This window comes from [Borrelia] finlandensis, assembly GCF_030438365.2.
In the GTDB taxonomy this organism is placed as follows: Bacteria; Spirochaetota; Spirochaetia; order Borreliales; family Borreliaceae; genus Borreliella; species Borreliella finlandensis.
In genome coordinates this window covers 400889-424776 of record NZ_CP124070.1, presented here as the reverse complement: position 1 = coordinate 424776, position 23888 = coordinate 400889, and the positions used below count along the sequence as shown (strand labels likewise).

Below are 23888 nucleotides of genomic sequence, written 5' to 3'. Positions count from 1 at the left end.
CCCATTTTATTCTTGTTAAATTATAACTTATATTTATTTTGTGATTTGAATTTTTCTTTTTGACAGCCAGTATCTTTTTTTTCATATATTATTGCCCAAGGTGTTTTTAAAAATTTAAAAGGAAGGTTGAGCCCAAAAAGTGATTCTGAGTGTCCTATAAATAAATAGCTGTTTTTAGACATATTGTTGTAAAATTTTTTAAGTACTTTAATTTTTGATTTTTCATCAAAGTATATCAAAACATTTCTGCAAAAAACAACATCAATTTCTGAAAAATTGCTTTCAAAGTTTAGGTTATGATAATCAAATCTTATGTGATTTTTAATTTCATGTTTAATTTTATATCCGCTTGAATGAGAATATATGTAGTGTCGATATTCTTTAGGAATATTTTCACATTTATTTGATGAGTAATATCCTTCTTTTGCTATCATCAAAGATTTTAAGCTTAAATCAGAAGCAATAATAACAAAATCTATTTCTTTTGGAAGCTTTGATTTGAGTACAAATGCTAATGAATAAGGCTCTTCTCCTGTTGAACATCCTGCAGACCAGATGATAATCCTATTTTTTTTTTCTATGTTTTTAATATTAATTAAATTGGGAATTACAAATTTTTCAAAAGTTTGAAAATGTAGCGAATTTCTAAAAAATCTTGTTAAATTAGTTGTGACTAAATCCAAGAAATATTCTTTTTTTAATTTTTCACTAATTATTAAATTATAAAGTTGTGATGGGTTTTCAAGAGCAAGAGCTCGTACTGCGTCATTCACTCTGCTTTGAAGAACAAATTTATTTTTTTCATCAAAACGAATTCCGCTGTTGTTATATATAAAATCACAAAATTTTAAAAATAGTTTATCTTCAATTTCTAGCATTTTTAGGAACCTGCTTAATTCTTCTCTTTATAAATAAGTATTGCCTATTTATAATAAATCTCTAGGTAAGAATATTTTTTTTGAAAAAAAATTGTAAAATTAATATAAGTAATTTTATTATAAGACATATCTTTATAGAAAGGTTTTTGTTTATTTTAATTTATTTGCAGTAATAAATGAGGAATTTAATGAGTGTTGGAAAAAATTTTTTCAAATGTCGATTTAATATGTATTTAAAAAAGAGCAAATGATGTTTGATGGGTTTAAAAGAACAATTCTTAGAGAAGATATTAAGTATGAAATTTTTAGAAAATTTTTTCATATTTTTAGCTTAATAGTTTTGGTTTTTTATAAAATAAATTTTTTGATAGGGCTTTTTTCTAATATACTTTTTATGATTTTATACTTAAGTTCTGAAATTTTTAGAATTACTGAAAAAAAAATACTTTTCTTTAAAAACATTTCAAACATAATATTAAAATCAAGAAAAATATTACCCAATAAAGTTTCTTTTTCACCTGTTTTTTTGTTTTTAGGCATATTGATATCATATTGTTTATCTATGCATCCTTTTAATTATATTGGAATATTTTCGGTATGTCTTGGTGATGGGTTTGCAAGTCTTGTTGGAAAGTTAATTCCTTCTTTTAAGCTTGTAAACGAAAAAACGATTTCTGGCAGTCTTGTTGTATTTTGTGTTACTTTTTTTTCATATTATTATTTTTTTCCTTATTTGACAGTAGCTTTAATTCTTGGAATTTTAGCAGTATTGGTAGAACTTTTTGATGCTGCTAATTATGACAATTTATTTTTACCGCTTGTTGTTTCAGCTTCTTCCTATTTTTTAACTTCTTTTTTTTTATAGCCAGTAAAAGAAAATTTTCCCTGATTTTTTTAAGTAGATTGGTATGCCAATTGAGATTGGGAGAAAGGCATAAGGCATTTTTAGCAAATTCAAGTAAATTCCACTTAATATTAAAAGCATTGAAACAAAAAGGAAAAAATAGTCAAAGCTTTTTTTTCTTAAAAAGGCTACCATAAAGTTTATTAAAATAAGTAGCAAGAATGCGTCTATGTAAAATTTTGTATTTTCGATTTTAAGAATTCCGTGGTTTTGGCTATTTTCGTACGAATTAATAGGCATTGTGTAACTATATATGCAGGCAAAGATCAAAATAATGTAAATTGTATAATGTATTGATTTTATTTTGAAATCGCATATATATAAACTGAGAAAAAATAAATTTAATAATGAAAAAGTATTTACAAAAAGGATAAATTTTGTAAATAAATAATAACTTGAATTTAGATTGTTTTTTAAAAAAAAATCTTCAGAGATTAAAATAGGGTCTAATGTATATGAGCTAATAAAGCAATAGAAAAATATAAATTGTATATTGTTGGTTCTTTTGTAGTTAATGTATGACCACAGCGAGCCTATGATCCCAGCAATAAAGATTGTTAATTTATTAACCAATATTATAAAATTATTGTTGTAAATTTCTAGAATATAATTTTGATAATTTTCATTATATTTTATTTTATAAGAGAAAGTCAGTATAACTATTGTTGCCAAAATAAAAATTATAAAAAGAAAGAGATTAATAGAAGCGTTTAACTTTGCAAATATTGATTTCATTTAAATTTCCAAGAATGCGTGTTTTTTATTTTTTTAATATGTTTTTTAATTTTTGAATCAAGTTTTTCAAAGAAATCTATCTTTGTTTTTTTTTCAATTGAGTCAACGCTAACAACATAATTTTCCAAATCCGGGTCTTTTGCTTTTTCATTTGGGATAATAAAAGAGATTATGTCATAATAATTGTTATTATTAATTGCCAGTACTATTTTATAAAAATTTTTAGGTATCAAAATTTTGTTTTTACCAATGAATCCTTTATTTTCTGTTAAAATCCCAGCGCTAATGATATATATATATCTTTTTGAGATTGCCCATTCTCTTACTAATTTTTCAAGTTTTAGCCAAATTCCAGAATTAAATTCGCTTTTTTGAGGTGACATATTTGATAAAAAATATGTATCTTTCATTGCATTTTCAGAAAAAGACATGTCTGCAGAACTTACTATGTGTCCTCTGTCATAACCGCTTTTAAAGTAATCTTCAAGTTTTGGAAAAGCGCCCTTAATGTTGGTGTCTTCAAAGAATTTGGTGCTCCTTTTAATTTTTTTTGATTTTAACAAAGTTAATGCTAGTTCTACCATTTCTCTTTTAAGCGGATAAGCAGCCCATTCAGATTGTCTTGCGCTTTCAGCATATCCTAAGGTATAGTGTTTTTTGCTTATTATTTGGGTAGTAAGATATCCTTTTGGGATTAATTGGGATTCTTTTATTGGAATAGATTTTGTAATGTCAATGTATTTATTTTCTATTATTTCTAAATAATCATAAATTTTGTGTTTAATTTGTTTTAGGGCTTTTGGATTTAAGGAAAAAAATAAAAATTCTGTTAGGCATAAAATATAGCAGTAAAGAAAAAATTTCGACCTTTTTTTCATGTTTCCATCTCGTTTTCGTCCTTAAAATTATATCTAATAGTGAAATTAAAAGAAATGTTAAATGTATCTAAAAATAAAAAATCAATTTTAAAGTCTAGTCCCATTAAAGGAATTGCCTTTTTAGAAGAAATTTCAATAAACATGTAAGGCTCTATTACATAAGGCAATTTTTCATAAAATCGAATGTCTCCTATAAAGTTTGTAGATAGGTAAAAACGACCACCTATGCCAATGGTGGCGGAAAAATATTTTGTTTTTTTAATTAAGTTTGCAATGTGCCAGTTTATTCCTCCTCCAATATAAGATTTAAAGTATTGCATTTTTTTGGGGATATTAAGGCTTTCCCTTGTTAATATCATAGCAACGATTAAAAAATCAAAAGTATTATTGGAGAATGTATAATAAGGTCTAAAGATAAGGTGTTTAATATTTGAATTTAGGAAAAATCCAACCCCAATCCCAATTCCTGTTGAATATGTGAATCCTCTTTCTGGGCTAAAAAAATTAGAGATTTGTTTAGGTTGATCATTTTTTTCATTAGTATTGCCTTCTTCATTTGCAAGTGCATTTAAATTGGAAATGATAAGCAATGTTAAGAAAATACAAGTGTTTGGAGTTTTTTTCATAAACTGATTATATTTAAATAATATAAAAATTGTTTTACCTTTTCAATATTACAATATGTATTTAGATAAAATTTCCCTGTTTAGTTTAAAAAATATTTTTTATATTAGGTGGCTGTGGTATGCTATTTTATTATATATTATACAATATGTTTAATTGCTAGGAGACCACATTTATGTTTTTTAATTTTTTAAAAAAAGATCTTGTATTTGTTTTACCAGAAGTAAATTCAAAAGAAGATGTAATTGATTTTTTAATTGAAAAAATCAATGATAAGGGATATATAGATAATAAAAAAGATTTTCTTCAAGGAATTCTTGATAGAGAAAAGATAGGTGACACTTCTTGGGAAAATGGGGTTGCAATTCCTCATTTTATAGGAGATGTTGTTAAGACTAGTTTTATTTCATTGCTTTACATTAAAGGTTCTGGGGTTAAGTGGTCTGAAGAAAACCCTCCTGTTAATTTAATATTTTTGATTTGTATGTCAAAAAAACAACAAGGCAATGAACACCTTAAGGCGATTGCGTTTATAGCTAAACTATTTGAAGATGATGCTTTTCAAAATGCTTTACGTGGGTTTGTTACTACCGATGACATTTATTATTACATTGAAAATGTTCAAAGAAAAGCTAAAGAAGAGGTTTTTGGAGCTACAAAAGCAGAAAAAATAGTGGCTGTAACTGCTTGTCCTGTTGGAGTTGCTCATACGTATATTGCAGCAAAGAAAATTGAAAATGAAGCTAAAAAGCAGGGTTATAGCATTAGAGTAGAAACTCAAGGATCTATTGGCATTGAAAATGCCTTAACAGAAGAGGAAATTAAGAATGCGTCCGTTGTAATACTTGCTGTTGATAAGGATATTGATGAAAAGAGATTTGAAGGTAAGAGAGTTTATAAAGTTTCAACTGTAAAAGCTATAAACAATACAGAAAATATTATTAAGGAGTCTTTTAATGCTCCGGTATTTAAAAGCAAAGACTCCGGTGCTAATGGCGCTCCTAAAGCTTCGGTTGCAACAGGCAAAGGTAGTTTTTATAAATATTTAATGAGTGGGGTATCTCCAATGATTCCCGTTGTTGCAAGTGGAGGAATTTTAATTGCTCTTAGCATTGCTTTTGTTGGAATTGGACCTGATGGGCCTAATTTTGCTGAGCATCCATTTTATAAGCAGATTGCAGATATTGGTTCTATAGCTTTTGGGATGATGTTGCCCGTGCTTGCTGGTTTTATTGCAATGGCAATTGCTGATAAGCCTGGTCTTACCCCTGGTCTTGTTGGTGGAGTAATGTCTGGGAATGTAAAAGCTGGTTTCTTGGGCGCAATATTTGCAGGCTTTCTTGCAGGTTATGTTGCAAGGTTTTTAGCAAGAAGATCTGTTCCTGAGTGGTTAAGACCTGTGATGCCTATATTTGTAATTCCGCTAATAAGCACCATTATTGTCGGCTTTTTTATGCTGTATTTTGGTGTTTATATTGGAGAATTTATGGGGGTGCTTGAGAGTGGGCTTAAATCTTTGCAGAGTAATTCAGAAACTTTTGGTGTGTTGGGTAAAATTTTCTTAGGCTTAGTACTAGGTTCAATGATTACTGTTGATATGGGCGGTCCTTTTAATAAAGTGGCATTTCTTTTTGGTGTAGGGCTAATTCCTCAAGTGCCAGAAATAATGGGAATGGTAGCAGCAGCAATTCCTGTTCCTCCTATGGCTATGGGACTTGCAACCTTTTTAGCACCTAAATTATTTGAAAATGAAGAAAAAGAATCTGGTAAAATAGCCTTTTTAATTTCATTTATTGGTATTAGCGAAGGAGCTATTCCTTTTGCTGCTAGTGATCCTGGAAGGGTAATCCCTTCGATAGTGGTAGGAGGAGCTGTATCAAGCATTATTGCTGCTTTTTTGGGTGTTGCCAATCATGCTCCACACGGAGGACCAATAGTACTTCCTGTTATTGATAATAAATTTGGGTTTATTATTGCAATTGCTGTTGGAGTTGCAGTTGCAACAGCTTTGGTAATTTTTTTGAAATCTTTAAAATTAAAGGAATCTGAATGAATAATGAAGATAATATTTTTTTAATGAAAAATAATATTAAAGAATATGATTGGGGCGGAATTAATTTTATTCCCAATCTTTTGGGTGATAAGATTGATGGAAAGCCCAAGGCTGAAATGTGGCTTGGAGCACACAAGACATTTTCTAGTAAGATTTTGTATAAAAATGAATATGTGCTTTTAAGCGATTTTTTAGAAGATCATAAAGAGCTTTTAGGCTGTAATGACGAATTTCCTTTTTTGTTTAAGGTATTGTCTGCAAATAAGCCCTTGTCTATTCAAATTCATCCTTCTAAAGATATTGCCTTAAAAGGGTATGAATCAGAGAATAATAAAGGGATAGACATTAATGATCCCAAAAGGACATATAAAGACAAAAACCCCAAAATTGAACTTATTTATGCTCTTAGTGATTTTTATGCTCTTAAGGGTTTTTTACCCTTAGATGAGATTAAAAAAATTTGTGAAATTCTGGAATTAAATTTCGACTTTCAATCACATAAAGACTTTGTAAAGACTATTTTTGATTTACAAATGTATGAACTTGAGAAGATTATTGAAAAAATTTTAAAAAATTTGGATCTTATTGATAATTTTAGGGGCTATTGGTTTAATGAAATTTACAATATTTATGGTATAGATGTGGGCCTTTTAGTGTTTTTGGGCATGAATATTTTAAAACTAAAACCAGGAGAAGTTGTTTATACAAATAGTCAGGAGGTGCATGCATATCTTAAGGGAGACTGCATTGAGCTTATGACTAATTCCGACAATGTTATTAGGGCTGGGCTTACTACAAAGTATATTAATAAAGACGAGATGTTAAGAGTTGGTCAATTTGAGGAAGGCAAGTTATCATTTTTAAATCCCGATATTCAAGATAATTTTAGCGTATTTAGACTTCCAAATACTAATTTGAAATTGATTCAAAAAAAAATAAATGAGAACATTTGTATTAATAGAAATAGTGCAATGGTTTTGCTAGTTTTAGATGGGTGCGTGAGTGTAAATAAATCCTTAAGTCTTAAGAAAGGTGAGAGCATATTTATAGGTAGAAAAGCAGAAAACTTATTTATTGATGGGGATGGTGAAGCTTTTATTGCCGGTTTTAATTAAAATTAAGCTTGCTTATGCGAGCTTAATTTTAATTACCAATTTAATTATTTGGTTAGTTAAATGCAAATTTTATGAATCCAAATCCAAAAAAATTGAATTTAATTCCTTCAAATAAAATGCTTGGTTTTGTTAGTAATATTGTTGGCCCTACTGCAGGATAAATTTTGAATCCTATGGATAAATTTTTTGCAAAATTATATTCCATTATAAAAGGAATTCTTATAACAGCACCTATTCTTTCATAATCAGTTTCTTCCTCTTCATTAGGAGGTATAAGGGATGTTTTTGACCAATCCGCACCTATTCCAATGCCGCCTCCAATTTTCATATATTGTCCAATTTGCTTTTTAAAAATAACGTCTATTCCACCATTTAGATAATTTTCAAAATTGTTTGACTTAAGGCCAATAAAACCTCCATATCCAAAATCAATATTTACATAAGGAATTGTAATCATAATATTTGCAATAGGATCTCCTATTCCAATGCCCATTGAAAATAAGTCATAATTTTTCTTTTCTTTTATTTCTTTAAGCTTTGCGATACAGGTGGTTGAATCTTCTTCCTTGCTGCATCTGACCATATAATTGTCAGATGCAAAAGAAAGGTGTGCCATGCCTAATACTAATGTTAAAATGTATATTTTTTTAAAAATTTTTATCATTTATTTTCCATTATATATATATTTTTATAAAGCCTGTGCCTAAGAAATTAAATCTAGCTCCTTCAAATGACATTGGGCTGCCAAGTAGCATGGTTGTTCCAATAGTAGCAACAGCTTTAAATCCAATCACAATATTTTTAAGAAAGCTGTACTCTATTACCAAAGGCAATCTTATCACAATCCCTATTCTATTTTGAAGAGAAGCCACTTGTTGTGCTTCATTTTCTTCCTCTTCTTCAAGTTTTTCATTTGATTTTTCAGGACTTCCTTTTGACCAATCTGCACCTATTCCAATGCCGCCAGAAATCATAGTGTTTTTGTGTATTTCATCTTTAAATAGAAGATCTACACCCATCACAACATAGGGCAAGAAATTGTTGGGTTTAAGCCCTACGAACCCTCCGTACCCAAGGTCTATGTCTACATATGGAACAGATATTGTAATGTTTGCAAGTGGATATCCAACTCCAAAACCTATGCCAAATAAACGGCGCACAGACTCTTCTTTTGCAAGAAGTTTATCAAAATCAAAGTCATCTTCAGTCATACTTTTGCTTTTGGATTGGGCAGTTAATAAACCCGTTGTTAATATAAGTATTATTGTTGCTAATAGCATTCTCATTGAAATTCTCCTTTTTTATTTTCAATTTTAGAAATTATTTTTACAATATTTTTAATAAAGCATAAAAAATTAAAAATATCGATATTTATTTGCTTATTTTGATAGCAAAACTTTATTGTTGAATTTTTTATCGCTTTGTTTATCAAGGTTTTGGTTATCAAAAAATTTTTAATCACAAATACAGCTATTATTATACTACTTGACTGTATATTGATGTTAATCTTGTTTGTTTGTAAAGGATTTTTGGGAAGATATTTTTGTTTTGATTTTTTGGCCTTTGAAAGAAATATAAATTCATGAATTTGCAATAAATAAGTTTTTTTGCAATGTTTTATAAGAAAACTATGGCAAAAAAACTTTATTTGCCTCAAGCTTTTTGAAGCTAACTTTAGGCCATTAATTCTTTTTTTCAAAAATTTATCCCAAAAATTTAAATATTAAGTTTTTAATCTATAAACAAATAGTATATCAAAGTTTTGAATTTGAAATGCTGTTTTGATATTATTTTAAGTAAGGCTAAATTAATTATAAATAAGATTTAGTACATAATTTATTGTTATTAAACTTATACAAAGCTTATGATTAAACTATATATCGTTTTTTTTTATTTTTTTTCTTTTTTATTGGGGTTTCCAGAAAATATTTTTTTTAAAAATTTAGGATTTTCTAATAATGATCGGTATTTTATGTTTGGCGAATATGGTTTTGAAAATGGATATTATTACTCTGCTGTGTACTTTGTTGATGTTTTTAAAAATAATTTTGCAAACTCTGGAGTACATTCTAAGACTTTTAAGGAGCATATTGAGTATTCAGACAGCTATGATAAAAGTCTTTATGAGCTTTTAAAGATGATTAATTTTAAAGTTAAAGAATTTAAAATTAATCATTTAAGAAGAGGGCGCGAAATTTATTTTTATGTAAAGAGTGAAATTCCAGAAACAGATTTTTTAAATTTTGTTGATTTTAAAACGGGAAACGAATATCAAGTTTTTATAAATAAGGATATTAATTCTCAAGAACTTTCTTCTTCTTTTAATATTTTTTTATCTGTCAGATATTGTAATTCAACTCTAGAAAAGCATTTGACTGTTGGAAGAGGAAATTATTATAGAAAGAATGTTATTGATTACAGAATAAGAGAGATTGTTTTATTCCCAAATGAAGATGGAATTGTTTTTGTTTTGGAAAAAATCATGTTAAATTCTTATGGAAATAGGTATAAACGGTTTATGGTTGAAGTTAAAAAATATTGAATATAATTATTTAGTTTTTTAAAGAAGTGAAATGCTTTATTAAGGATAATTTATGAGTGATTTTATAGCATCAAAAGAAGATGATTATTCTAAATGGTATTTAGATATAGTTCAGAAAGCAAAACTTGCTGATTACAGCCCTGTAAAAGGATGTATGGTAATTATGCCTTATGGGTATTCTATTTGGAGTAAAATTCAGAGTATACTTGATAAAAAATTTAAAGAGACAGGACACGAGAATGCATATTTTCCTATGCTTATTCCTTATAGTTTTTTAGAAAGAGAAAAGGATCATGTTGATGGATTTTCACCCGAGTTTGCTATTATTAAGGATGCTGGTGGGGAGAGTCTGGCAGAGCCTTTGGTTTTAAGGCCTACTTCTGAGACAATTATTTGGAATATGTATAGCAAATGGATTAATTCTTACAGGGATCTTCCTCTTAAAATTAATCAATGGGCAAATGTTGTTCGCTGGGAAAAGAGAACAAGGCCTTTTTTGCGCACTACCGAATTTCTATGGCAAGAAGGACATACTGCTCATGCTACCGAAGAGGAGGCATTAGAAGAAACTTTACTTATTTTAGATGTATATAAAAGATTCATAGAAGAGTATTTGGCCATTCCGGTTTTTTGTGGTAAAAAATCTGAAAAGGAAAAATTCGCGGGGGCTGTTTCCACTTATTCAATTGAGGCATTAATGCAAGATAAAAAAGCGCTTCAAGCCGCTACATCCCATTATTTAGGTTTAAATTTTGCAAAGGCATTTGATGTAAAATTTCAAGACAAAGATGGCAAGATGCGGCATGTATTTGCTAGTAGCTGGGGTGTTTCTACCAGATTGATTGGTGCTTTGATTATGGTTCATTCTGATGAGAAAGGTTTAGTTTTACCGCCTCGCATTGCTCCCATAGAAATTATTGTTATTCCCATTTTTAAAAAAGAAGATGAGATTAATAAAAAAATTTTAGATTATTCTGATTGTGTTGTGGATACTTTAAAAAAAGCAGAATTTAGGGTTGAAATTGATAAGGACATTAGAAACTCTCCAGGATTTAGATTTTCATCTGCCGAGTTTAAAGGAATTCCAATACGTCTTGAAGTGGGGATAAATGATGTCCTTTTAAATTCTGTTACTATTTCAAGAAGAGATAAAGATAGAAAATTTAAGTATCAAATATCACTTGATTCTCTTGTAAGCAAGGTTAAGGTAGAGCTTGATTTGATGCAAAAAGCTTTATTTAAAAGAGCATTAAATTTTAGGACTTTGAATACTAAGGAGATTTTTAGAAGCAGTAAGGATAGTTATGAGACATTCAAGGCCTATGTGAATGATTATTCTGGATTTGTGCTTTCTTGTTGGTGTGGCAGTTTGAATTGTGAAAATATTATTAAAAATGAAACTAAAGCCACAATAAGATGTATTCCCGATGATTTTAAAGCCAGAGATTTAACAGGTATGACTTGTATTTATTGTTCGTCTAAAGCCAAATATTTTGTTTTATTTGCCAAATCCTATTAATTTGTTTAGCTTTAATTAATTTTTTCTTGATCTTTTAATTCTTTGAAGTTTATTATATGAATGATTGCAATATTAAAAGCAAAGTCGATTAGTAAAGCCAAAGAGATTAATATCGGCAGCATTGGTGTTATGTTAGAAACATTTAGCTCTATTCCTTTTGTATATGTAGAGCAAAGCATTGTAATTATATAAATTAAACTATTTGGTATATGAGGAAATGCAAAGACAAAAAAAAACGATAAAGTGCTCATATAGCTTATTTCATAAATAGAAATGGGTAAGCTAGAATATGATTTTAAAATTATAAAAAATGATATTACTGAAACAAAAATAGTACCAAATTTAGATACAAAATTTATTAAAGGTATGTTTATAATTATGGATTTTTTTATATTTATTCTTTCATTTTTAATATCTTCTATTAATATCACATAAGGGGAATAAGAATCTTTTGCAAGTCCTGAAAATATTATGTTTTGAAATGATACAAAAATGCCTTTATATATCATTTTAAAATTTTTTGTTAATCTATAACTAATTGTTGGTAATATTACAAATAAAATTATAATTGTCCATGCCAAAAAGAATGTTATGCTGTTTGTATAATTTGGGTAATCTTTGAACTTTTTTAAGTTTGTAGCGTAATCTGCTGTTATAAAAATGATTCCTACATTTAATATGTTTACAATAAACCCATTTGCATGATAAAAAAGATTGGATGCACTTAGCATCAGTTCTCTAGCTATTCTGCCTTTTTGTTTTGCATAATAAAAGCTTGTGCCTATGATTATTGAAATCATGTAGATGCTTAGTAGATTTGGATTACTAGATGTAAATATTTTGAAAATATTTTTTGGAAAAAATGTTTCTAGTAAAGCTTCTTTTTCAAAAAAACATGTATTTTGTATTGTTTTTTCTAGTATTGGAATTCTTTGCGGAAGATATATTGTTGCGGCTATTATTGATATAGCAACTCCAGATAGGTTAGTTAAAATTCCATAATAAATTGTTTTTCCAAAAAGTTTTTTAAAGTTTTTATTTTCAATAATATTTTCAATTCCTAATGGAATTGAAAATATTAAAAAGGGAATAAGAGATAAGTATGATAATCGTATAAAGGCATGTGATAAGGAGCTATAAATTTCAAGAGGGAAAAACAATCCTAAAAAGATTCCAATAGGCAGAGTGAAAAAAAAATTGATTTTTATATTCATATGACTTCTCCTTTCAGAGATTTAAGGTACACTGTGTATAATAAATAGTACTAAATTTTTTTGTAAATATAAACTTTAGAGTTACAATTGTACTTGTGTCGCTATATTGCTTGTGGGTGTTTTTGGGGGTAGTTTGTATAAGTATCCTGATTCTGTAGATACAGATTTAAATTCGAGATTGCCAAATATTTTAACTTTAGAGGAGCATGATAAGCAATTTTTTACTAAAGATTTTTATAAAAATCTTATTTCAAGCAGTAAAGAAATTGGCTTTAAGCTTCATAAAGTTTTGGTAGACTATTTAAATCCACAGTCAGAAGAGGTTGATAGGGTTTTAAAATATAATCAAGTGATTAACATTTATTGGTCTTTTCTCAGATCAATTGCAAAAAACATTTCAAAATTGACCATGGAGCAGAAAATTTTATTTAGATTTGCCGCCCTTATTCCAAATGCACTTGGATCTGAAATTCAGCTATTAATTTCAAAAACTATTTGGGACAATCATTATAATGAGTCTTTTATTTATTTTGATGAATGGCTTTATGGGGTTAATAATTTTAAGCTTAGTAGATTAGCAACCGATTTGCCAACGGATAATTTTAAAGAAGAAGATATGGAAAAAATTTTACTTAATAAGAAAGAAAAACTTTTGGCAAATATTGATTTTGCAAAAAGTAGCCTTAAGAGAACTGATAAGATCAGAGAAGAGGCTCTTAGTAAGTTAAGAAGCATGTTTGAATTTTTATTTTCAAATAATAGTCAAAGCGATTTAACCTATATGACTGAATACGGAGTGCAGAGTTCTTATCCTAATTCGATTCTAAAGCCTTTAAATTTTGCTAGTAATTATGTTGATGATCTTATTAAATCAAATCGGGATATTAATGTTTTTATTAATAAAATTGAAGATGCTAACAGAGAGCTTTTTGAAATTCAAAATAAAATGAATAATATTGGGATGTCTACTGAATCAACTATTGCACATGATGAAGTTGAAGTTATCAGAAGTGCCAATAAACTTGCAATAGGGCCAAGAGGTAATCATTTTCCTATACTTTTGAAAAATAATGTAGTTGCTAACCCTCAATTTTTTGGAAGTAGAGAAAGAATTATGCAGCTTGTTTGGGAAATCGAAGATATTCAGCCTAGACTTTTTCAAAAAGCGTATAGAGGAGATTTGCTCAGAGTAGTTCCTTATTTTATATTAATACCTTCTTATGGTGATAAAGGAATTTGTTGGGAATCAATTGATGTTAAAAACAGAGCAAATGGCAGGGGTAAAATATTAATACCTATGTATGCTAAAAACTTAAGAAGGGCAGTTATTTTGGGTATTGGTGATTTTGTTTGGGAACTTGCAAAAGAGCAAGCTTCTTTTAGGTGGATGGAAACAGGAATTACAGGTCAATATTACGATTATTATGTTAAATTTATTAAAAAAGGAAATGTTAAAAATTTTTTTCTAGAAGATTATTTTCTTTGGATAGAAAAAGAAAGTAAAGGAATTCAAAAGCTTGAGAAATTAGTACGTGGAATAATGTGGAGGAATTTACCCTTTTCTAAAAATTTAAAAGAGACGCTTGCTAAAAAATCTTTTATATACAAGGATCTTATTGATAAAGATAAAAATATCCAAGCATCTGATGGGTATTAAATTTATTTTCTATTTTGCGAAAATTCGAACTATTTCTTTGTTTTTAAGCTTTTTAAGTTCTTTTTTGAAATTGTCGTCAATGTAAATTTTTTTCTTTTTTAGAGATTTAATTAGTTTTATATTTTCTGTTTCTATTGCGGCTTGCATTGGTGTTTTTCTATTTTTAAGTGTGAAACTTAAATCAGCTCCGCTTTCTTTTAAAAATTCAAATATTTTTTCGTTATTAGTATATATTGCCCAAAATATTGGAGAATAACCAGTATCATCTATTTGATTAAGGCTTATTCCGCAATCTACCAATATTTTTGTGATTTCAAATTCATTGTTTATTATTGAAATTGAAATTGGAGATATTTTATATTTAAAGTTTATTTCTGCTCCAAGATTTAGTGCAATTAAAACCCCCTTTTTATTGTTGAAAAAAACAGATATTATAAAAAGTTCATTTTTAATTTTTTCTAAACTTTGTAAGATTTTTTTGTCGTTTATATTTATTGAATTTATAAATTCATTTAAAGTGTCTTTATCTTTTTGATATTCTTTGCTATTGAAAACATATAAATTTTTTTGCAATTCTTTTACTATTGAAGCACTTGTATTAGTATTTATTGAGTTTAAATTCATTATTGTTTGCAATAACAGTAAAAGCATAATGAATTCTTTTTTCATGTTTTGTGAGTTTTATATTCCTTTAATAAAGTGTTTAATTTTAGGCGATTGCTTTTTAAATAGGTATTAAATTAACATTTATTATAGGTCATTGTAAGATTATTTTTCAACATTTTTGTGGTCATAATTGTCAGGTATGAAATGATTTTTACTATTTTTTAATATTGGAGTTTTATATTAAATTTTAAATTTAGGCTTTAGTTCTGTTGTTTTAATATTTTTAGATTGGCGTTAATGTAAAATGTGGTCATGTTAAGTTAGTATTTATAAAAATTTTGACAACTTTTCAAATTGAGGTGTGCATTTTATTATGTGTAGTTTATATTGTAAAATACTCTTATGAATCTATTGGTCAAAATTGCTAAATTTATTTTGATTTTATTTTTATTTACTTCTTGCAACCAAAAGCAAAGCGAGATTCAAAATCTTACACATCTTTTAAAATCTTCTAATAAAAATAGATTAGATAAATTTCTTATTATTGATAGGGTTGTTAACATATATATTGCAAATAAAAATTATAAAGATGCTTTAGAAATTGTAAATAGTGGAATTATTGATGATGAATCTAGAGAATATTATCCTTTGTATCTTTATTTAATGGGCAATATTTATGATTCCATGGGAGAAGATTTTGTAGCTTTTAGTATTTACAAGCGTGTTGTTGATAATTTCGATGATTATGTTTATGAAAACTATTCAATGAAAACAAGGGTGGCTAAAAAGATTGTCAATTTAAATATTGATTCAATCGATAAAATCAATTATTACAAATTTATATTAAATACGGGGATTGATAATTTAAATAATGAGGAAAAGGGTAATTATTTTTATAATCTTGCGCTAAGCTTGGAAGATGTTCAAGATTATGATGAATCTTATTTTTATTATAAAAAATTTCTTTCAATTCCAAGGGAACATTTAAAAATAGATTCTAGAGACTATTTTAATGTTGTTACAAAAATTAATTACTTTAATAATCCAGAGTTTGTTGTTTATAGAAATTTAGGAGATTTAATTCAGGATGTTAAAAATTTTGTTCTTTCTGGGAATACTTCTAAATTGCTTAATATAAGAGATAAGAATAATTTTTTTATTCAAAGCTGGGATCAAAAGGGCGGAAAGAGCAATTCTATTAATACCAATAGCTTTTTAACCACGATGATTAGGCTTGGAGGGAGAAGAAAAAACGGAATACAATTTGCAAATCATCTTGAGGCGGATTCTAGTGACGATATATCTTATCTTGAGTCAAGGGGCTGGGACCATATTCGTGAATGGTATTTTGTTTTTAAAAGAATTGTTTATCCTAAAGATCCAGAAATTAATAATGGTTGGACTTGGATAGGTGTGTATTTAGGTAAAAAATAATAGGAAGGAGATAATGCATTTTCTTAAGTTTCTTTTTAGTTATTTATTTCTACTTTATTCTAATGTTTCCATAATAAAAGATGAAGCTACTGAAACAAGTGTGCACAGAATAATCGATTGGGATAGGAAGGTTATTTGTTTTGACATTGTTAAGCAAATTAATGAAAATGAATTTAGACCAGTGGGTTTAAATACAGCGTCTAAATTAATAGCAACCATTAATGATTTTAAAGATACGTTAATAAGAGAATCTCTTTTTAAGATAATTATGGATTCTGAAAATACTTTTAAGAATTATTTTGACCTGAATCCCAGCTTGATACTTAATTTTTCAGGGCCTAATAGTATTTTGAAAAGGTCTTATATAAAATATTCAGAAGATTTAAGAAGTCTTACTGTTAGGTATGAGCTTAGTCTTTTTCCCGATTTTATAAATTTATTTTTTTCACATGAAACTCCTTATAAAGCTTTTTATCCATTGGTAAATTCTGATGTTGATAAAACCGATTATACAGGAATTGTGATTTATGTAGGCGAAGTCTACAATAATACTTCTGGTTCTAAAAAATTAGAAGACTCTTTTTTTATCAAAATTTATGATGAAAACATTAGGCCATATTTTGATAAGAGAATGGTTTCTTCAGAGGCTTTGAAAAAATGGGGAATGCTTGAGTATAGCAATGATGTTCTTTATAATAATAAAAATAGGGTTGGACATCGTCCTTTGAAATTAGTTGCCAAAAGTATTTATGGTAAAAATAATACAGATATTATACTTGATGAGTATTCTATTAATAAGTTGTTTTCAAATAGTAACAACATTAAACTTCTGCAAGATGGAAAACTTGTTGTAATAAAGTAAGAAAATTAAATTTAGTACTTGTTTTTTTCTAAACAATCAACTAAGATAATAAAGAGTTTTATAGGGAATTAGTGCCCTTATAGCTCAGTTGGTAGAGCACCACCATGGTAAGGTGGGGGTCGTCGGTTCAAGTCCGATTGAGGGCTTTTATTGGTAGTTAGGAGTTTTGTTATATGGGTAAAAAGAAGGGCAAAGGGGCTGTTGAGCTTATATCTTTGATTTGTGAAGAGACAGGAATTAGAAATTATACCACTACTAAGAATAGACGTAATAAGCAAGAAAAGTTAGAATTGATGAAATATTGTCCAAAATTACGAAAACACACTCTTCATAAAGAGGGAAAAATAAAATAATAAATAATAGGTCAGTAGTTCCAACGGTAGAACGACAGTCTCCAAAACTGTATGCTGGGGGTTCGAATCCCTCCTGACCTGTTGTTAGAATTAAAGTGAGGCTTTAAAGTGTTTAGGTTTATCAAAGATAGTATCTTGGAGCTTAAGAAGGTAACGTGGCCTAAGTATAATGAAGTTGTTGGAAATGGAAAGCAAGTTTTTTGGCTGGTATTATTTGTTTCAATTTTCTTGGGTATAGTCGATTATCTCATGTTTCTTGTTGTAACTTATGTATTTTAGTTTTGTTATAAGAAGGATAAATTATGTCTAGAGCTTGGTATGTAGTTCAAACTTATTCTCAATATGAGAAAAAGATAGAGCAGGACATAAGGCTTTTAATAAATGAAGGTGTTTTTGGTGGTGTGGTATTAGATGTTAAGGCTCCTATTGAAAAAGTAGAAGAGATAAGAAATGGCAAGAAAAGAATAAGAGAGAGAAAAATTTGGCCAGGCTATATTCTTATTGAGCTAGATCTTCCAGAAGTAGGCTGGAAAGATATTGTTGCTAATATCATCAAAGTTCAAGGTGTTATTAATTTTGTTGGTGTTAGTAAGGGGCAAAGGCCTATTCCTATTAATGATGAAGAAGTAAAAAGTGTTTTTATGCTTACTGGTGAGATTAAAGCAAATAAATCTATTTTTATGCTTTATGACTTTGAAGAAGGGGAAAGAGTTAGAATTAAGGGTGGACCTTTTGACTCCTTTGAAGGGCTTATTAGTTCTATTGATTATGAAAGAAAGAAATTAAAAGTTGCAGTTCAAATTTTTGGAAGATCAACGCCTGTTGAAGTTGATTTCCAACATATAGAAAAGATTTAAAATTTAATACTAATGGGAGCTTTTAAGGCGTTATTACCATAAGGAGATTATATGGCAAAAAAAAAAGCAATTTCTTGGATTAAATTGCAGGTTCCAGCTGCTCAAGCGGCTCCAGGAGCTAAAATAGGGCAAGCGCTTGGACCTCATGGAGTTAGTGGTCCTCAGTTTGTAAAGGAATTTAATGAGAGGACCGCAAAGATGGATCCCGGCATTGTGGTTCCTGTTATTATTACTGTTTATAGTGATAAAAGTTTTTCTTTTATTGTAAAGACTCCCCCAGCTTCGATTTTAATTAAAAAGGCTATTGGGATAGAATTAGGATCTAAAAAATCTAATACAGACAAAGTTGGAACCATATCAAAAGAAAAGTTGATGGAGATAGCAAGAATTAAAATGCCTGATTTAAATGCAAAGTCAGAATCGGCAGCGTTTAAAATTATTGCAGGAAGTGCGCGTTCAATGGGTGTTGAGGTGGAGAAATAATGTCAAAAAAGGGTAAAAAATATATTGAAGCTTTTTCTAAAGTGGATAAGAATAAATTTTATAACATTGAAGATGCAATTTTGCTGTTAAAAGAAATTAAATTTGCCAAATTTGATGAAACTATAGATATATCTATTAACCTTAATTTAAAAAAGAATCATACTGTTAGAGACACTATAGTTTTGCCAAATCAGTTTATGAAGCCAAAAAGAATACTTGTTTTTGCAAAAGGTGATCGAGCAGATGAAGCCAGGGCTTTTGGTGCAACTTATGTTGGCGATGATGATCTTATAAATAAGATTAAAAGCGGTTGGGATGAATTTGATGTTGTTGTTGCAACTCCTGATATGATGAAAGATGTTGGAAGACTTGGTCCTATTTTAGGAAAAAGGGGTTTAATGCCCAATCCAAAGACTCAAACAGTTACAAATAATCTTAAAGATGCAATCAATAGTCTTAAAAGGGGGCGAACAGAATTTAGGGCAAATAAAAATGGTGTAATAAGCTTTTCTTTTGGTAAATCTTCTATGGACAATGAAAAGATAAAAGAAAATTATGAGGAATTTATCAAGGAAGTTGTTAAAAAAAGGCCGAGTGACTTAAAGGGAGCTTTTATAGATAGTATTTATATTTCATCTACTATGGGGCCTTCTATAAAAGTTAATTTTGTTTGGAGGTAACATTATGAGCGCAAAGATAAATTCTAAAAAGTTGGAAATGTTTGATTTATTAAAACAGTTTATAGATAGCAAACAAAATCTTTTTTTCTTAGATTATAGAGGTTTAAATGTAGCTCAGTTGACAGAACTTCGCAATAAAATAGAAGGCGAACATGGAGCATTAAAAGTTGTTAAAAACAATATAATGAAGATGGTTTTAAAAGAAAAGAATATTAATGTTGTTGATTCTTGTTTGGTTGGCCCCACAGTTGTTGTTACTGCATTAGAAGAAGCTAATGTAATAGCAAAAATTTTTTATGATTTTGTAAAAAGTAGTACTTTAAAAGTAAAGGGCGGTTTTGTATTAGGAGAGTTTTATGATGAGGCTAAAGTTCAAGCTTACAGCAAACTTCCTACCAAAAAAGAGTCTATTTCTTTATTTGCTAGCGTGTTAAAAGCGCCAGTTTCTAAGCTTGCAAGAACATTGAAAGCTTTGGCTGATGTTAAAAATTAACATGGCAGTGTTAGTCTTAATTTTTGAGTGCATGCTATCACTGTGAAATGAAAATATATAAGGAGTTAATATGGCACTAAATAAAGAAGATATTTTAACCTGGCTTGAAGGTGCAAAAACTATGGAAGTTGTTGACCTTGTAACAGCTATTGAGGAAAAGTTTGGAGTAACTGCCGCTGTTGCTGCTGGTGTAGGGGGGGCTGTTTCAGCAGGTTCGGCTGATTCTGAAGAACAAACTGAATTTGATGTAATTCTTATGTCTTTTGGTGATAGCAAGATAAATGTTATAAAAGAAGTTAGAGCTATTACAGGGCTTGGTCTTGGAGAAGCTAAGGCGTTGGTTGAAGCTGCTCCTAAAGCTATTAAAGAAGGTCTTTCTAAGTCAGATGCTGAAGAATTAAAAAAGAAGCTTGAGGCAGTTGGCGCAAAAGTTGAAGTTAAATAAAAAATTAAAAATATATCAAAGTTGTTATTCCGCATGTCGTTATGATGTGCGGCTTGTTATGTCTTAAAAAAGGAGTCTTTTAATGATAAAAAGAGTTCATCTGGGACAAGGAAGAGCTGATGAGATTTTAGACCTACCTAACCTGATAGAAATACAATTAAATTCTTATGAAAAATTTTTACAACTTGATAAATTAAAAAGTAAAAAACCTTTACTTAATGAGGGCCTTGAGTCTGTTTTTAGAAATATATTTCCCATTAAAAGTGGAAATGGTGATGTTGCTCTTGAATATGAAAGATACTATATAGAAAATGATGTCCTTAATTTTACAGAAAAAGAATGTAAAAGAAAGGGGCAAAGTTATGAGGCTGTTTTAAAAGTAAGACTGAATTTGCAATTTTTGACTACTGGGGAAATAAGGCAAAAAGACGTATACATGGGAACTATTCCTTTAATGACAGAAAGAGGCACTTTTATTATTAATGGGGCTGAGAGGGTTGTTGTTTCTCAGATTCACAGATCCCCAGGAGTTGTTTTTTATAAAGAAAAAGATTTGTATTCTGCTAGAATAATTCCTTATCGTGGTTCTTGGTTAGAATTTGAGATTGATTCAAAAAAAGATTATCTTTATGTAAAAATAGATAGAAAAAAAAGAATACTCATAACTCTTTTTTTAAGAGCTTTGGGGTTTGATACGAGAGAAAAAATAATAGAAACTTTTTACAACATTAAAAAAATTAAAGTTGAAGACGGTACAAAAAGAGATCTTCCAGGGCAATATTTAGCTAAGAGTATTAACATAAGAGAGAATATGTATTATCGTGCAGGAGATAAAATTACTCTGCAAGATGTTGAAGATTTTTTACAAAATGGAGTAAATGAAATAGAGCTTGTTGATTTTGATGGTTATGATGATATTTCTGGAAAGCGCTTTGTAAGTTCGAATGTTATTCTAAATTGTCTTGAAAAAGAGGATGCTTTTTTTGCTTTAAAGGATGGCTCTAAAGAGCTTCCAAAAGAATCAGTTATGCTGGCTGTTTATGGCTCTCTTTTTCCTGGTGAGCCAATATCAATTGATAATGCTGAAAACGATTTAAAAACCATATTCTTTTCTGAAAGAAGATATGATCTTGGACGTGTGGGGCGGTATAAACTTTCTAAAAAATTTGGATTTGATGATTTAACAACATCGGTTTTAACTATGGATGATATTGTTAACACCATATCTCATCTTTTAAGAATATATGAAGGCCATGATATTCTTGATGATATTGACCATTTAGGAAATAGAAGGGTTCGTTCTGTTGGCGAGCTTCTTACTAATATATATAAAGGCGCGATGTCAAGAGTTGAAAAAATTGCTAAAGATATAATGTCTAACAAAGAAGTTTTTAATCTAAAGCCTCAAGAATTAATAAGCGTTAAACCTATTGTATCTGCTGTTAAAGAATTTTTTGCAACCAGCCAGCTTTCACAGTTTATGGATCAGGTCAACCCTTTGGCTGAGCTTACTCACAAAAGGCGTCTTAATGCTCTTGGCCCAGGAGGACTTTCAAGAGATAGGGCAGGATTTGAAGTAAGAGATGTGCATTATACCCATTATGGTAGAATGTGTCCTATTGAAACCCCTGAAGGGCCCAATATTGGACTTATTGTTTCTTTGGCTACTTATTCTAGAGTTAATGATTATGGTTTTTTAGAAACTCCTTATAGGAAAGTTGTTAATGGAGAGGTGACTGACCAGTTAGAATATTTATCTGCTATTGACGAAGAGAAAAAGTGTATTGCTCAGGCTAATGCTGCTTTTAATTCTAATGGAAAGTATCTTGAAGATTTAGTTTCTGTTAGAATTTCTGGTGATTATACTACAACAAGCCCTACAAATATAGACTATATGGACGTTTCTCCTAGGCAGTTAATTTCAGTGTCTTCGGCGTTAATTCCTTTTCTTGAGCATAATGATGCAAATCGAGCTCTTATGGGTTCTAATATGCAAAGACAAGCAGTACCTTTGCTTTTCCCTAAGCCTCCTATTGTTGGTACGGGTATGGAAAGCGTTGTTGCAAAGGATTCAGGAGTAGTTGTTAAGGCCAAAAGAAGTGGGGAAGTTATTCTTGCAACAAGTAGTAAGATAATTGTTAAACCTTTTGAGGCAGAGAATGCTAAAGATTTAGATGAATATCATATTGTTAAGTATGAAAGGACAAATCAAGATACTTGTTTTAATCAATCCGTTTTAGTTAAAGAGGGTCAAAAAGTTGAAAGGGGCGAGATAATAGCTGACGGTCCTGCTACTAGATATGGAGAACTTGCTCTTGGTAATAATTTATTGCTAGGAGTTATTCCTTGGAATGGATTTAATTATGAGGATGCTATATTAATTTCTGATAGAATTGTAAAGGAAGATCTTTATACATCTATTCATATCAAAGAATTTAGCATAGAGGTAAGAGAAACTAAACTTGGTCCTGAGAAAGTTACAGGAGATATACCTAATGTTAGCGAAAAGATACTAAATAAATTGGATGAAAATGGGATTATACGGATAGGAACTTATGTAAAGCCTGGTGATATTCTGGTTGGTAAAGTTACTCCAAAGTCAGAAGGAGACATTACTCCTGAATTTAGACTGTTAACTTCCATTTTTGGAGAAAAAGCAAAAGATGTTAAAAATAATTCATTAAAAGTTCCTCATGGTACTGAAGGTACAGTTATTGATGTTCAAAGGATTACCAAAGAGGATGTTGGCAATCTTTCTCCTGGAGTTGAGGAGATACTTAAAGTTTATGTTGCCAAAAAAAGGAAGCTTAAAGAGGGCGACAAAATGGCTGGAAGACATGGTAATAAGGGTGTTGTTGCAAAGATTCTTCCTATTGAAGATATGCCTTATCTTGCAGATGGAACCCCTCTTGATATATGCTTAAATCCTTTGGGAGTTCCATCTAGAATGAATATTGGACAGTTAATGGAATCTCAATTGGGTCTTGCTGGTAAATATCTTGGTGAATCTTATAATGTTCCTGTTTTTGAATCTGCTACAAATGAACAAATTCAGGAAAAATTAAAAAAAGCTGGATTTAATCCAACTTCTAAAGAAATTTTATATGATGGTTATACAGGAGAGCCGTTCGAAAATGAAGTAATGGTTGGGGTGATTTACATGCTTAAACTACACCACCTTGTTGATGATAAAATGCACGCAAGATCAACAGGCCCATATTCTCTTGTTTCTCAGCAACCTCTTGGAGGAAAAGCTCAATTTGGTGGGCAAAGACTTGGAGAAATGGAGGTTTGGGCTCTTGAAGCTTATGGTGCAGCGCACACCCTTCAAGAACTTTTAACAGTTAAATCTGATGATATGTCAGGCAGAGTCAAAATATATGAAAATATAGTAAAAGGTGTTCCTACTAATGTATCAGGGATCCCCGAGTCTTTTAATGTGCTAATGCAAGAGCTTAGAGGGCTTGGACTTGATTTGTCAATTTATGATGATGCTGGGAATCAGGTTCCTTTGACAGAAAAAGAAGAAGAATTGATTAATAAAAGCTAGGTTTTT

General features: G+C 29.5%; 25 protein-coding genes and 2 tRNA genes. 18 read left to right on the top strand and 9 right to left on the bottom strand.

Features of this window, described 5'->3' with window-relative positions; genetic code table 11:
• Positions 1–20 precede the first annotated feature (20 nt).
• Positions 21–878 (bottom strand): protein-glutamate O-methyltransferase, encoded by an 858-nt coding sequence (locus QIA19_RS02590; RefSeq protein WP_301365614.1) that lies wholly within the window; start codon positions 876–878, stop codon positions 21–23.
• A 250-nt stretch (positions 879–1128) separates the two neighbouring features.
• On the opposite strand from QIA19_RS02590, the gene QIA19_RS02585 reads away from it, so the two are divergent.
• Positions 1129–1743, top strand: a complete 615-nt coding sequence (locus QIA19_RS02585; RefSeq protein WP_301365612.1) for a diacylglycerol/polyprenol kinase family protein — start codon at positions 1129–1131, stop codon at positions 1741–1743.
• On the opposite strand, the gene QIA19_RS02580 is transcribed toward QIA19_RS02585, so the two are convergent.
• From QIA19_RS02580 to QIA19_RS02570, 3 genes are read right to left on the bottom strand one after another with little or no spacing between them, the layout of a single operon-like run.
• The gene (locus tag QIA19_RS02580; RefSeq protein WP_301365610.1) at positions 1738–2517 is read right to left on the bottom strand and encodes a hypothetical protein; all 780 of its coding nucleotides are present in this window, start codon (positions 2515–2517) and stop codon (positions 1738–1740) included. The genes QIA19_RS02585 and QIA19_RS02580 overlap by 6 nt on opposite strands.
• A complete protein-coding gene (locus QIA19_RS02575) occupies positions 2514–3395 on the bottom strand; it encodes a DNA/RNA non-specific endonuclease (RefSeq protein WP_301365608.1) in 882 nt (293 codons plus the stop codon). The genes QIA19_RS02580 and QIA19_RS02575 overlap by 4 nt, the downstream gene beginning before the upstream one ends.
• Positions 3392–4021 (bottom strand): hypothetical protein, encoded by a 630-nt coding sequence (locus tag QIA19_RS02570; protein WP_301365606.1) that lies wholly within the window; start codon positions 4019–4021, stop codon positions 3392–3394. Before QIA19_RS02570 ends, QIA19_RS02575 begins: the two co-directional genes overlap by 4 nt.
• A gap of 173 nt (positions 4022–4194) precedes the next feature.
• On the opposite strand from QIA19_RS02570, the gene QIA19_RS02565 reads away from it, so the two are divergent.
• Both QIA19_RS02565 and manA read left to right on the top strand, forming a co-directional pair.
• Positions 4195–6072, top strand: coding sequence for a fructose-specific PTS transporter subunit EIIC (locus QIA19_RS02565; RefSeq protein WP_301365604.1), 1878 nt, complete (start codon positions 4195–4197; stop codon positions 6070–6072).
• The gene (manA, locus tag QIA19_RS02560; protein WP_301365602.1) at positions 6069–7187 is read left to right on the top strand and encodes a mannose-6-phosphate isomerase, class I; all 1119 of its coding nucleotides are present in this window, start codon (positions 6069–6071) and stop codon (positions 7185–7187) included. Before QIA19_RS02565 ends, manA begins: the two co-directional genes overlap by 4 nt.
• A gap of 52 nt (positions 7188–7239) precedes the next feature.
• Here the strand turns inward: manA and QIA19_RS02555 are convergent, their stop codons facing one another.
• The 3 genes from QIA19_RS02555 to QIA19_RS02545 are packed head-to-tail and all read right to left on the bottom strand — an operon-like array spanning position 7240 to position 8886.
• Positions 7240–7851, bottom strand: coding sequence for a DUF3996 domain-containing protein (locus tag QIA19_RS02555; RefSeq protein ID WP_301365600.1), 612 nt, complete (start codon positions 7849–7851; stop codon positions 7240–7242).
• Positions 7852–7861: 10 nt separating this feature from the next.
• Complete coding sequence (locus tag QIA19_RS02550) at positions 7862–8473, bottom strand: DUF3996 domain-containing protein (RefSeq protein WP_301365598.1); 612 nt, start codon at positions 8471–8473, stop codon at positions 7862–7864.
• Positions 8470–8886, bottom strand: coding sequence for a hypothetical protein (locus QIA19_RS02545; RefSeq protein ID WP_301365596.1), 417 nt, complete (start codon positions 8884–8886; stop codon positions 8470–8472). Before QIA19_RS02545 ends, QIA19_RS02550 begins: the two co-directional genes overlap by 4 nt.
• A 165-nt stretch (positions 8887–9051) precedes the next feature.
• Here QIA19_RS02545 and QIA19_RS02540 point away from each other — a divergent pair, with 165 nt between their 5' ends.
• Positions 9052–9729, top strand: a complete 678-nt coding sequence (locus QIA19_RS02540) for a DUF2259 domain-containing protein (RefSeq protein ID WP_301365594.1) — start codon at positions 9052–9054, stop codon at positions 9727–9729.
• A gap of 52 nt (positions 9730–9781) precedes the next feature.
• Complete coding sequence (gene proS, locus QIA19_RS02535) at positions 9782–11248, top strand: proline--tRNA ligase (protein ID WP_301365592.1); 1467 nt, start codon at positions 9782–9784, stop codon at positions 11246–11248.
• 11 nt (positions 11249–11259) lie between these two features.
• Here proS and QIA19_RS02530 read toward each other — a convergent pair whose 3' ends face one another.
• On the bottom strand, positions 11260–12462 hold the full coding sequence (locus tag QIA19_RS02530) for a dicarboxylate/amino acid:cation symporter (RefSeq protein WP_301365591.1): 1203 nt from the start codon (positions 12460–12462) through the stop codon (positions 11260–11262).
• Between the two features lie 106 nt (positions 12463–12568).
• Between QIA19_RS02530 and QIA19_RS02525 the strand changes: the two genes are divergently transcribed.
• Positions 12569–14119 carry a hypothetical protein gene (locus QIA19_RS02525; RefSeq protein ID WP_301365589.1) on the top strand — a complete coding sequence of 517 codons (1551 nt, stop codon included), beginning with the start codon at positions 12569–12571 and terminating at the stop codon, positions 14117–14119.
• 9 nt (positions 14120–14128) lie between these two features.
• On the opposite strand, the gene QIA19_RS02520 is transcribed toward QIA19_RS02525, so the two are convergent.
• Positions 14129–14788: an ankyrin repeat domain-containing protein gene (locus tag QIA19_RS02520; protein ID WP_301365587.1), complete on the bottom strand. Its 660-nt coding sequence runs from the start codon at positions 14786–14788 to the stop codon at positions 14129–14131.
• Positions 14789–15127: 339 nt separating this feature from the next.
• On the opposite strand from QIA19_RS02520, the gene QIA19_RS02515 reads away from it, so the two are divergent.
• The 12 genes from QIA19_RS02515 to rpoB all read left to right on the top strand — a co-directional run bounded on the left by QIA19_RS02515 (position 15128) and on the right by rpoB (position 23882).
• Positions 15128–16159, top strand: a complete 1032-nt coding sequence (locus QIA19_RS02515) for a tetratricopeptide repeat protein (RefSeq protein ID WP_301365585.1) — start codon at positions 15128–15130, stop codon at positions 16157–16159.
• A gap of 13 nt (positions 16160–16172) precedes the next feature.
• Positions 16173–17021: a hypothetical protein gene (locus tag QIA19_RS02510; RefSeq protein ID WP_301365584.1), complete on the top strand. Its 849-nt coding sequence runs from the start codon at positions 16173–16175 to the stop codon at positions 17019–17021.
• A 73-nt stretch (positions 17022–17094) separates the two neighbouring features.
• Positions 17095–17167: transfer RNA gene (locus QIA19_RS02505), tRNA-Thr, on the top strand.
• Positions 17168–17194: 27 nt separating this feature from the next.
• Positions 17195–17374, top strand: a complete 180-nt coding sequence (gene rpmG / locus QIA19_RS02500; RefSeq protein ID WP_002556991.1) for a 50S ribosomal protein L33 — start codon at positions 17195–17197, stop codon at positions 17372–17374.
• 8 nt (positions 17375–17382) lie between these two features.
• Positions 17383–17455: transfer RNA gene (locus tag QIA19_RS02495), tRNA-Trp, on the top strand.
• 27 nt (positions 17456–17482) lie between these two features.
• Complete coding sequence (gene secE, locus QIA19_RS02490) at positions 17483–17653, top strand: preprotein translocase subunit SecE (protein ID WP_002556990.1); 171 nt, start codon at positions 17483–17485, stop codon at positions 17651–17653.
• 23 nt (positions 17654–17676) lie between these two features.
• Positions 17677–18231, top strand: a complete 555-nt coding sequence (nusG, locus tag QIA19_RS02485) for a transcription termination/antitermination protein NusG (RefSeq protein WP_184107488.1) — start codon at positions 17677–17679, stop codon at positions 18229–18231.
• Positions 18232–18282: 51 nt separating this feature from the next.
• The gene (gene rplK / locus QIA19_RS02480) at positions 18283–18714 is read left to right on the top strand and encodes a 50S ribosomal protein L11 (protein ID WP_008882701.1); all 432 of its coding nucleotides are present in this window, start codon (positions 18283–18285) and stop codon (positions 18712–18714) included.
• Entirely contained in the window at positions 18714–19394 is a 681-nt protein-coding gene (rplA, locus tag QIA19_RS02475) for a 50S ribosomal protein L1 (RefSeq protein ID WP_008882498.1), read from the top strand. Before rplK ends, rplA begins: the two co-directional genes overlap by 1 nt.
• A gap of 4 nt (positions 19395–19398) precedes the next feature.
• Complete coding sequence (rplJ, locus tag QIA19_RS02470; protein ID WP_301365579.1) at positions 19399–19887, top strand: 50S ribosomal protein L10; 489 nt, start codon at positions 19399–19401, stop codon at positions 19885–19887.
• Between the two features lie 70 nt (positions 19888–19957).
• Positions 19958–20332, top strand: coding sequence for a 50S ribosomal protein L7/L12 (rplL, locus tag QIA19_RS02465; RefSeq protein ID WP_002556985.1), 375 nt, complete (start codon positions 19958–19960; stop codon positions 20330–20332).
• Between the two features lie 82 nt (positions 20333–20414).
• Complete coding sequence (gene rpoB, locus QIA19_RS02460; RefSeq protein ID WP_301365574.1) at positions 20415–23882, top strand: DNA-directed RNA polymerase subunit beta; 3468 nt, start codon at positions 20415–20417, stop codon at positions 23880–23882.
• Positions 23883–23888: the final 6 nt, after the last annotated feature.

Coding starts and splice junctions, on each gene's coding strand:
- rplL (WP_002556985.1), top strand. CDS start 19,958: ATGGCACTAAATAAAGAAGATATTTTAACCTGGCTTGAAGGTGCAAAA.
- rpmG (WP_002556991.1), top strand. CDS start 17,195: ATGGGTAAAAAGAAGGGCAAAGGGGCTGTTGAGCTTATATCTTTGATT.
- rpoB (WP_301365574.1), top strand. CDS start 20,415: ATGATAAAAAGAGTTCATCTGGGACAAGGAAGAGCTGATGAGATTTTA.
- QIA19_RS02565 (WP_301365604.1), top strand. CDS start 4,195: ATGTTTTTTAATTTTTTAAAAAAAGATCTTGTATTTGTTTTACCAGAA.
- QIA19_RS02520 (WP_301365587.1), bottom strand. CDS start 14,788: ATGAAAAAAGAATTCATTATGCTTTTACTGTTATTGCAAACAATAATG.
- QIA19_RS02575 (WP_301365608.1), bottom strand. CDS start 3,395: ATGAAAAAAAGGTCGAAATTTTTTCTTTACTGCTATATTTTATGCCTA.
- proS (WP_301365592.1), top strand. CDS start 9,782: ATGAGTGATTTTATAGCATCAAAAGAAGATGATTATTCTAAATGGTAT.
- QIA19_RS02570 (WP_301365606.1), bottom strand. CDS start 4,021: ATGAAAAAAACTCCAAACACTTGTATTTTCTTAACATTGCTTATCATT.
- QIA19_RS02590 (WP_301365614.1), bottom strand. CDS start 878: ATGCTAGAAATTGAAGATAAACTATTTTTAAAATTTTGTGATTTTATA.
- QIA19_RS02540 (WP_301365594.1), top strand. CDS start 9,052: ATGATTAAACTATATATCGTTTTTTTTTATTTTTTTTCTTTTTTATTG.
- QIA19_RS02510 (WP_301365584.1), top strand. CDS start 16,173: ATGCATTTTCTTAAGTTTCTTTTTAGTTATTTATTTCTACTTTATTCT.
- QIA19_RS02580 (WP_301365610.1), bottom strand. CDS start 2,517: ATGAAATCAATATTTGCAAAGTTAAACGCTTCTATTAATCTCTTTCTT.
- rplK (WP_008882701.1), top strand. CDS start 18,283: ATGGCAAAAAAAAAAGCAATTTCTTGGATTAAATTGCAGGTTCCAGCT.
- QIA19_RS02530 (WP_301365591.1), bottom strand. CDS start 12,462: ATGAATATAAAAATCAATTTTTTTTTCACTCTGCCTATTGGAATCTTT.
- QIA19_RS02515 (WP_301365585.1), top strand. CDS start 15,128: ATGAATCTATTGGTCAAAATTGCTAAATTTATTTTGATTTTATTTTTA.
- manA (WP_301365602.1), top strand. CDS start 6,069: ATGAATAATGAAGATAATATTTTTTTAATGAAAAATAATATTAAAGAA.
- rplJ (WP_301365579.1), top strand. CDS start 19,399: ATGAGCGCAAAGATAAATTCTAAAAAGTTGGAAATGTTTGATTTATTA.
- nusG (WP_184107488.1), top strand. CDS start 17,677: ATGTCTAGAGCTTGGTATGTAGTTCAAACTTATTCTCAATATGAGAAA.
- QIA19_RS02555 (WP_301365600.1), bottom strand. CDS start 7,851: ATGATAAAAATTTTTAAAAAAATATACATTTTAACATTAGTATTAGGC.
- QIA19_RS02550 (WP_301365598.1), bottom strand. CDS start 8,473: ATGAGAATGCTATTAGCAACAATAATACTTATATTAACAACGGGTTTA.
- rplA (WP_008882498.1), top strand. CDS start 18,714: ATGTCAAAAAAGGGTAAAAAATATATTGAAGCTTTTTCTAAAGTGGAT.
- QIA19_RS02585 (WP_301365612.1), top strand. CDS start 1,129: ATGTTTGATGGGTTTAAAAGAACAATTCTTAGAGAAGATATTAAGTAT.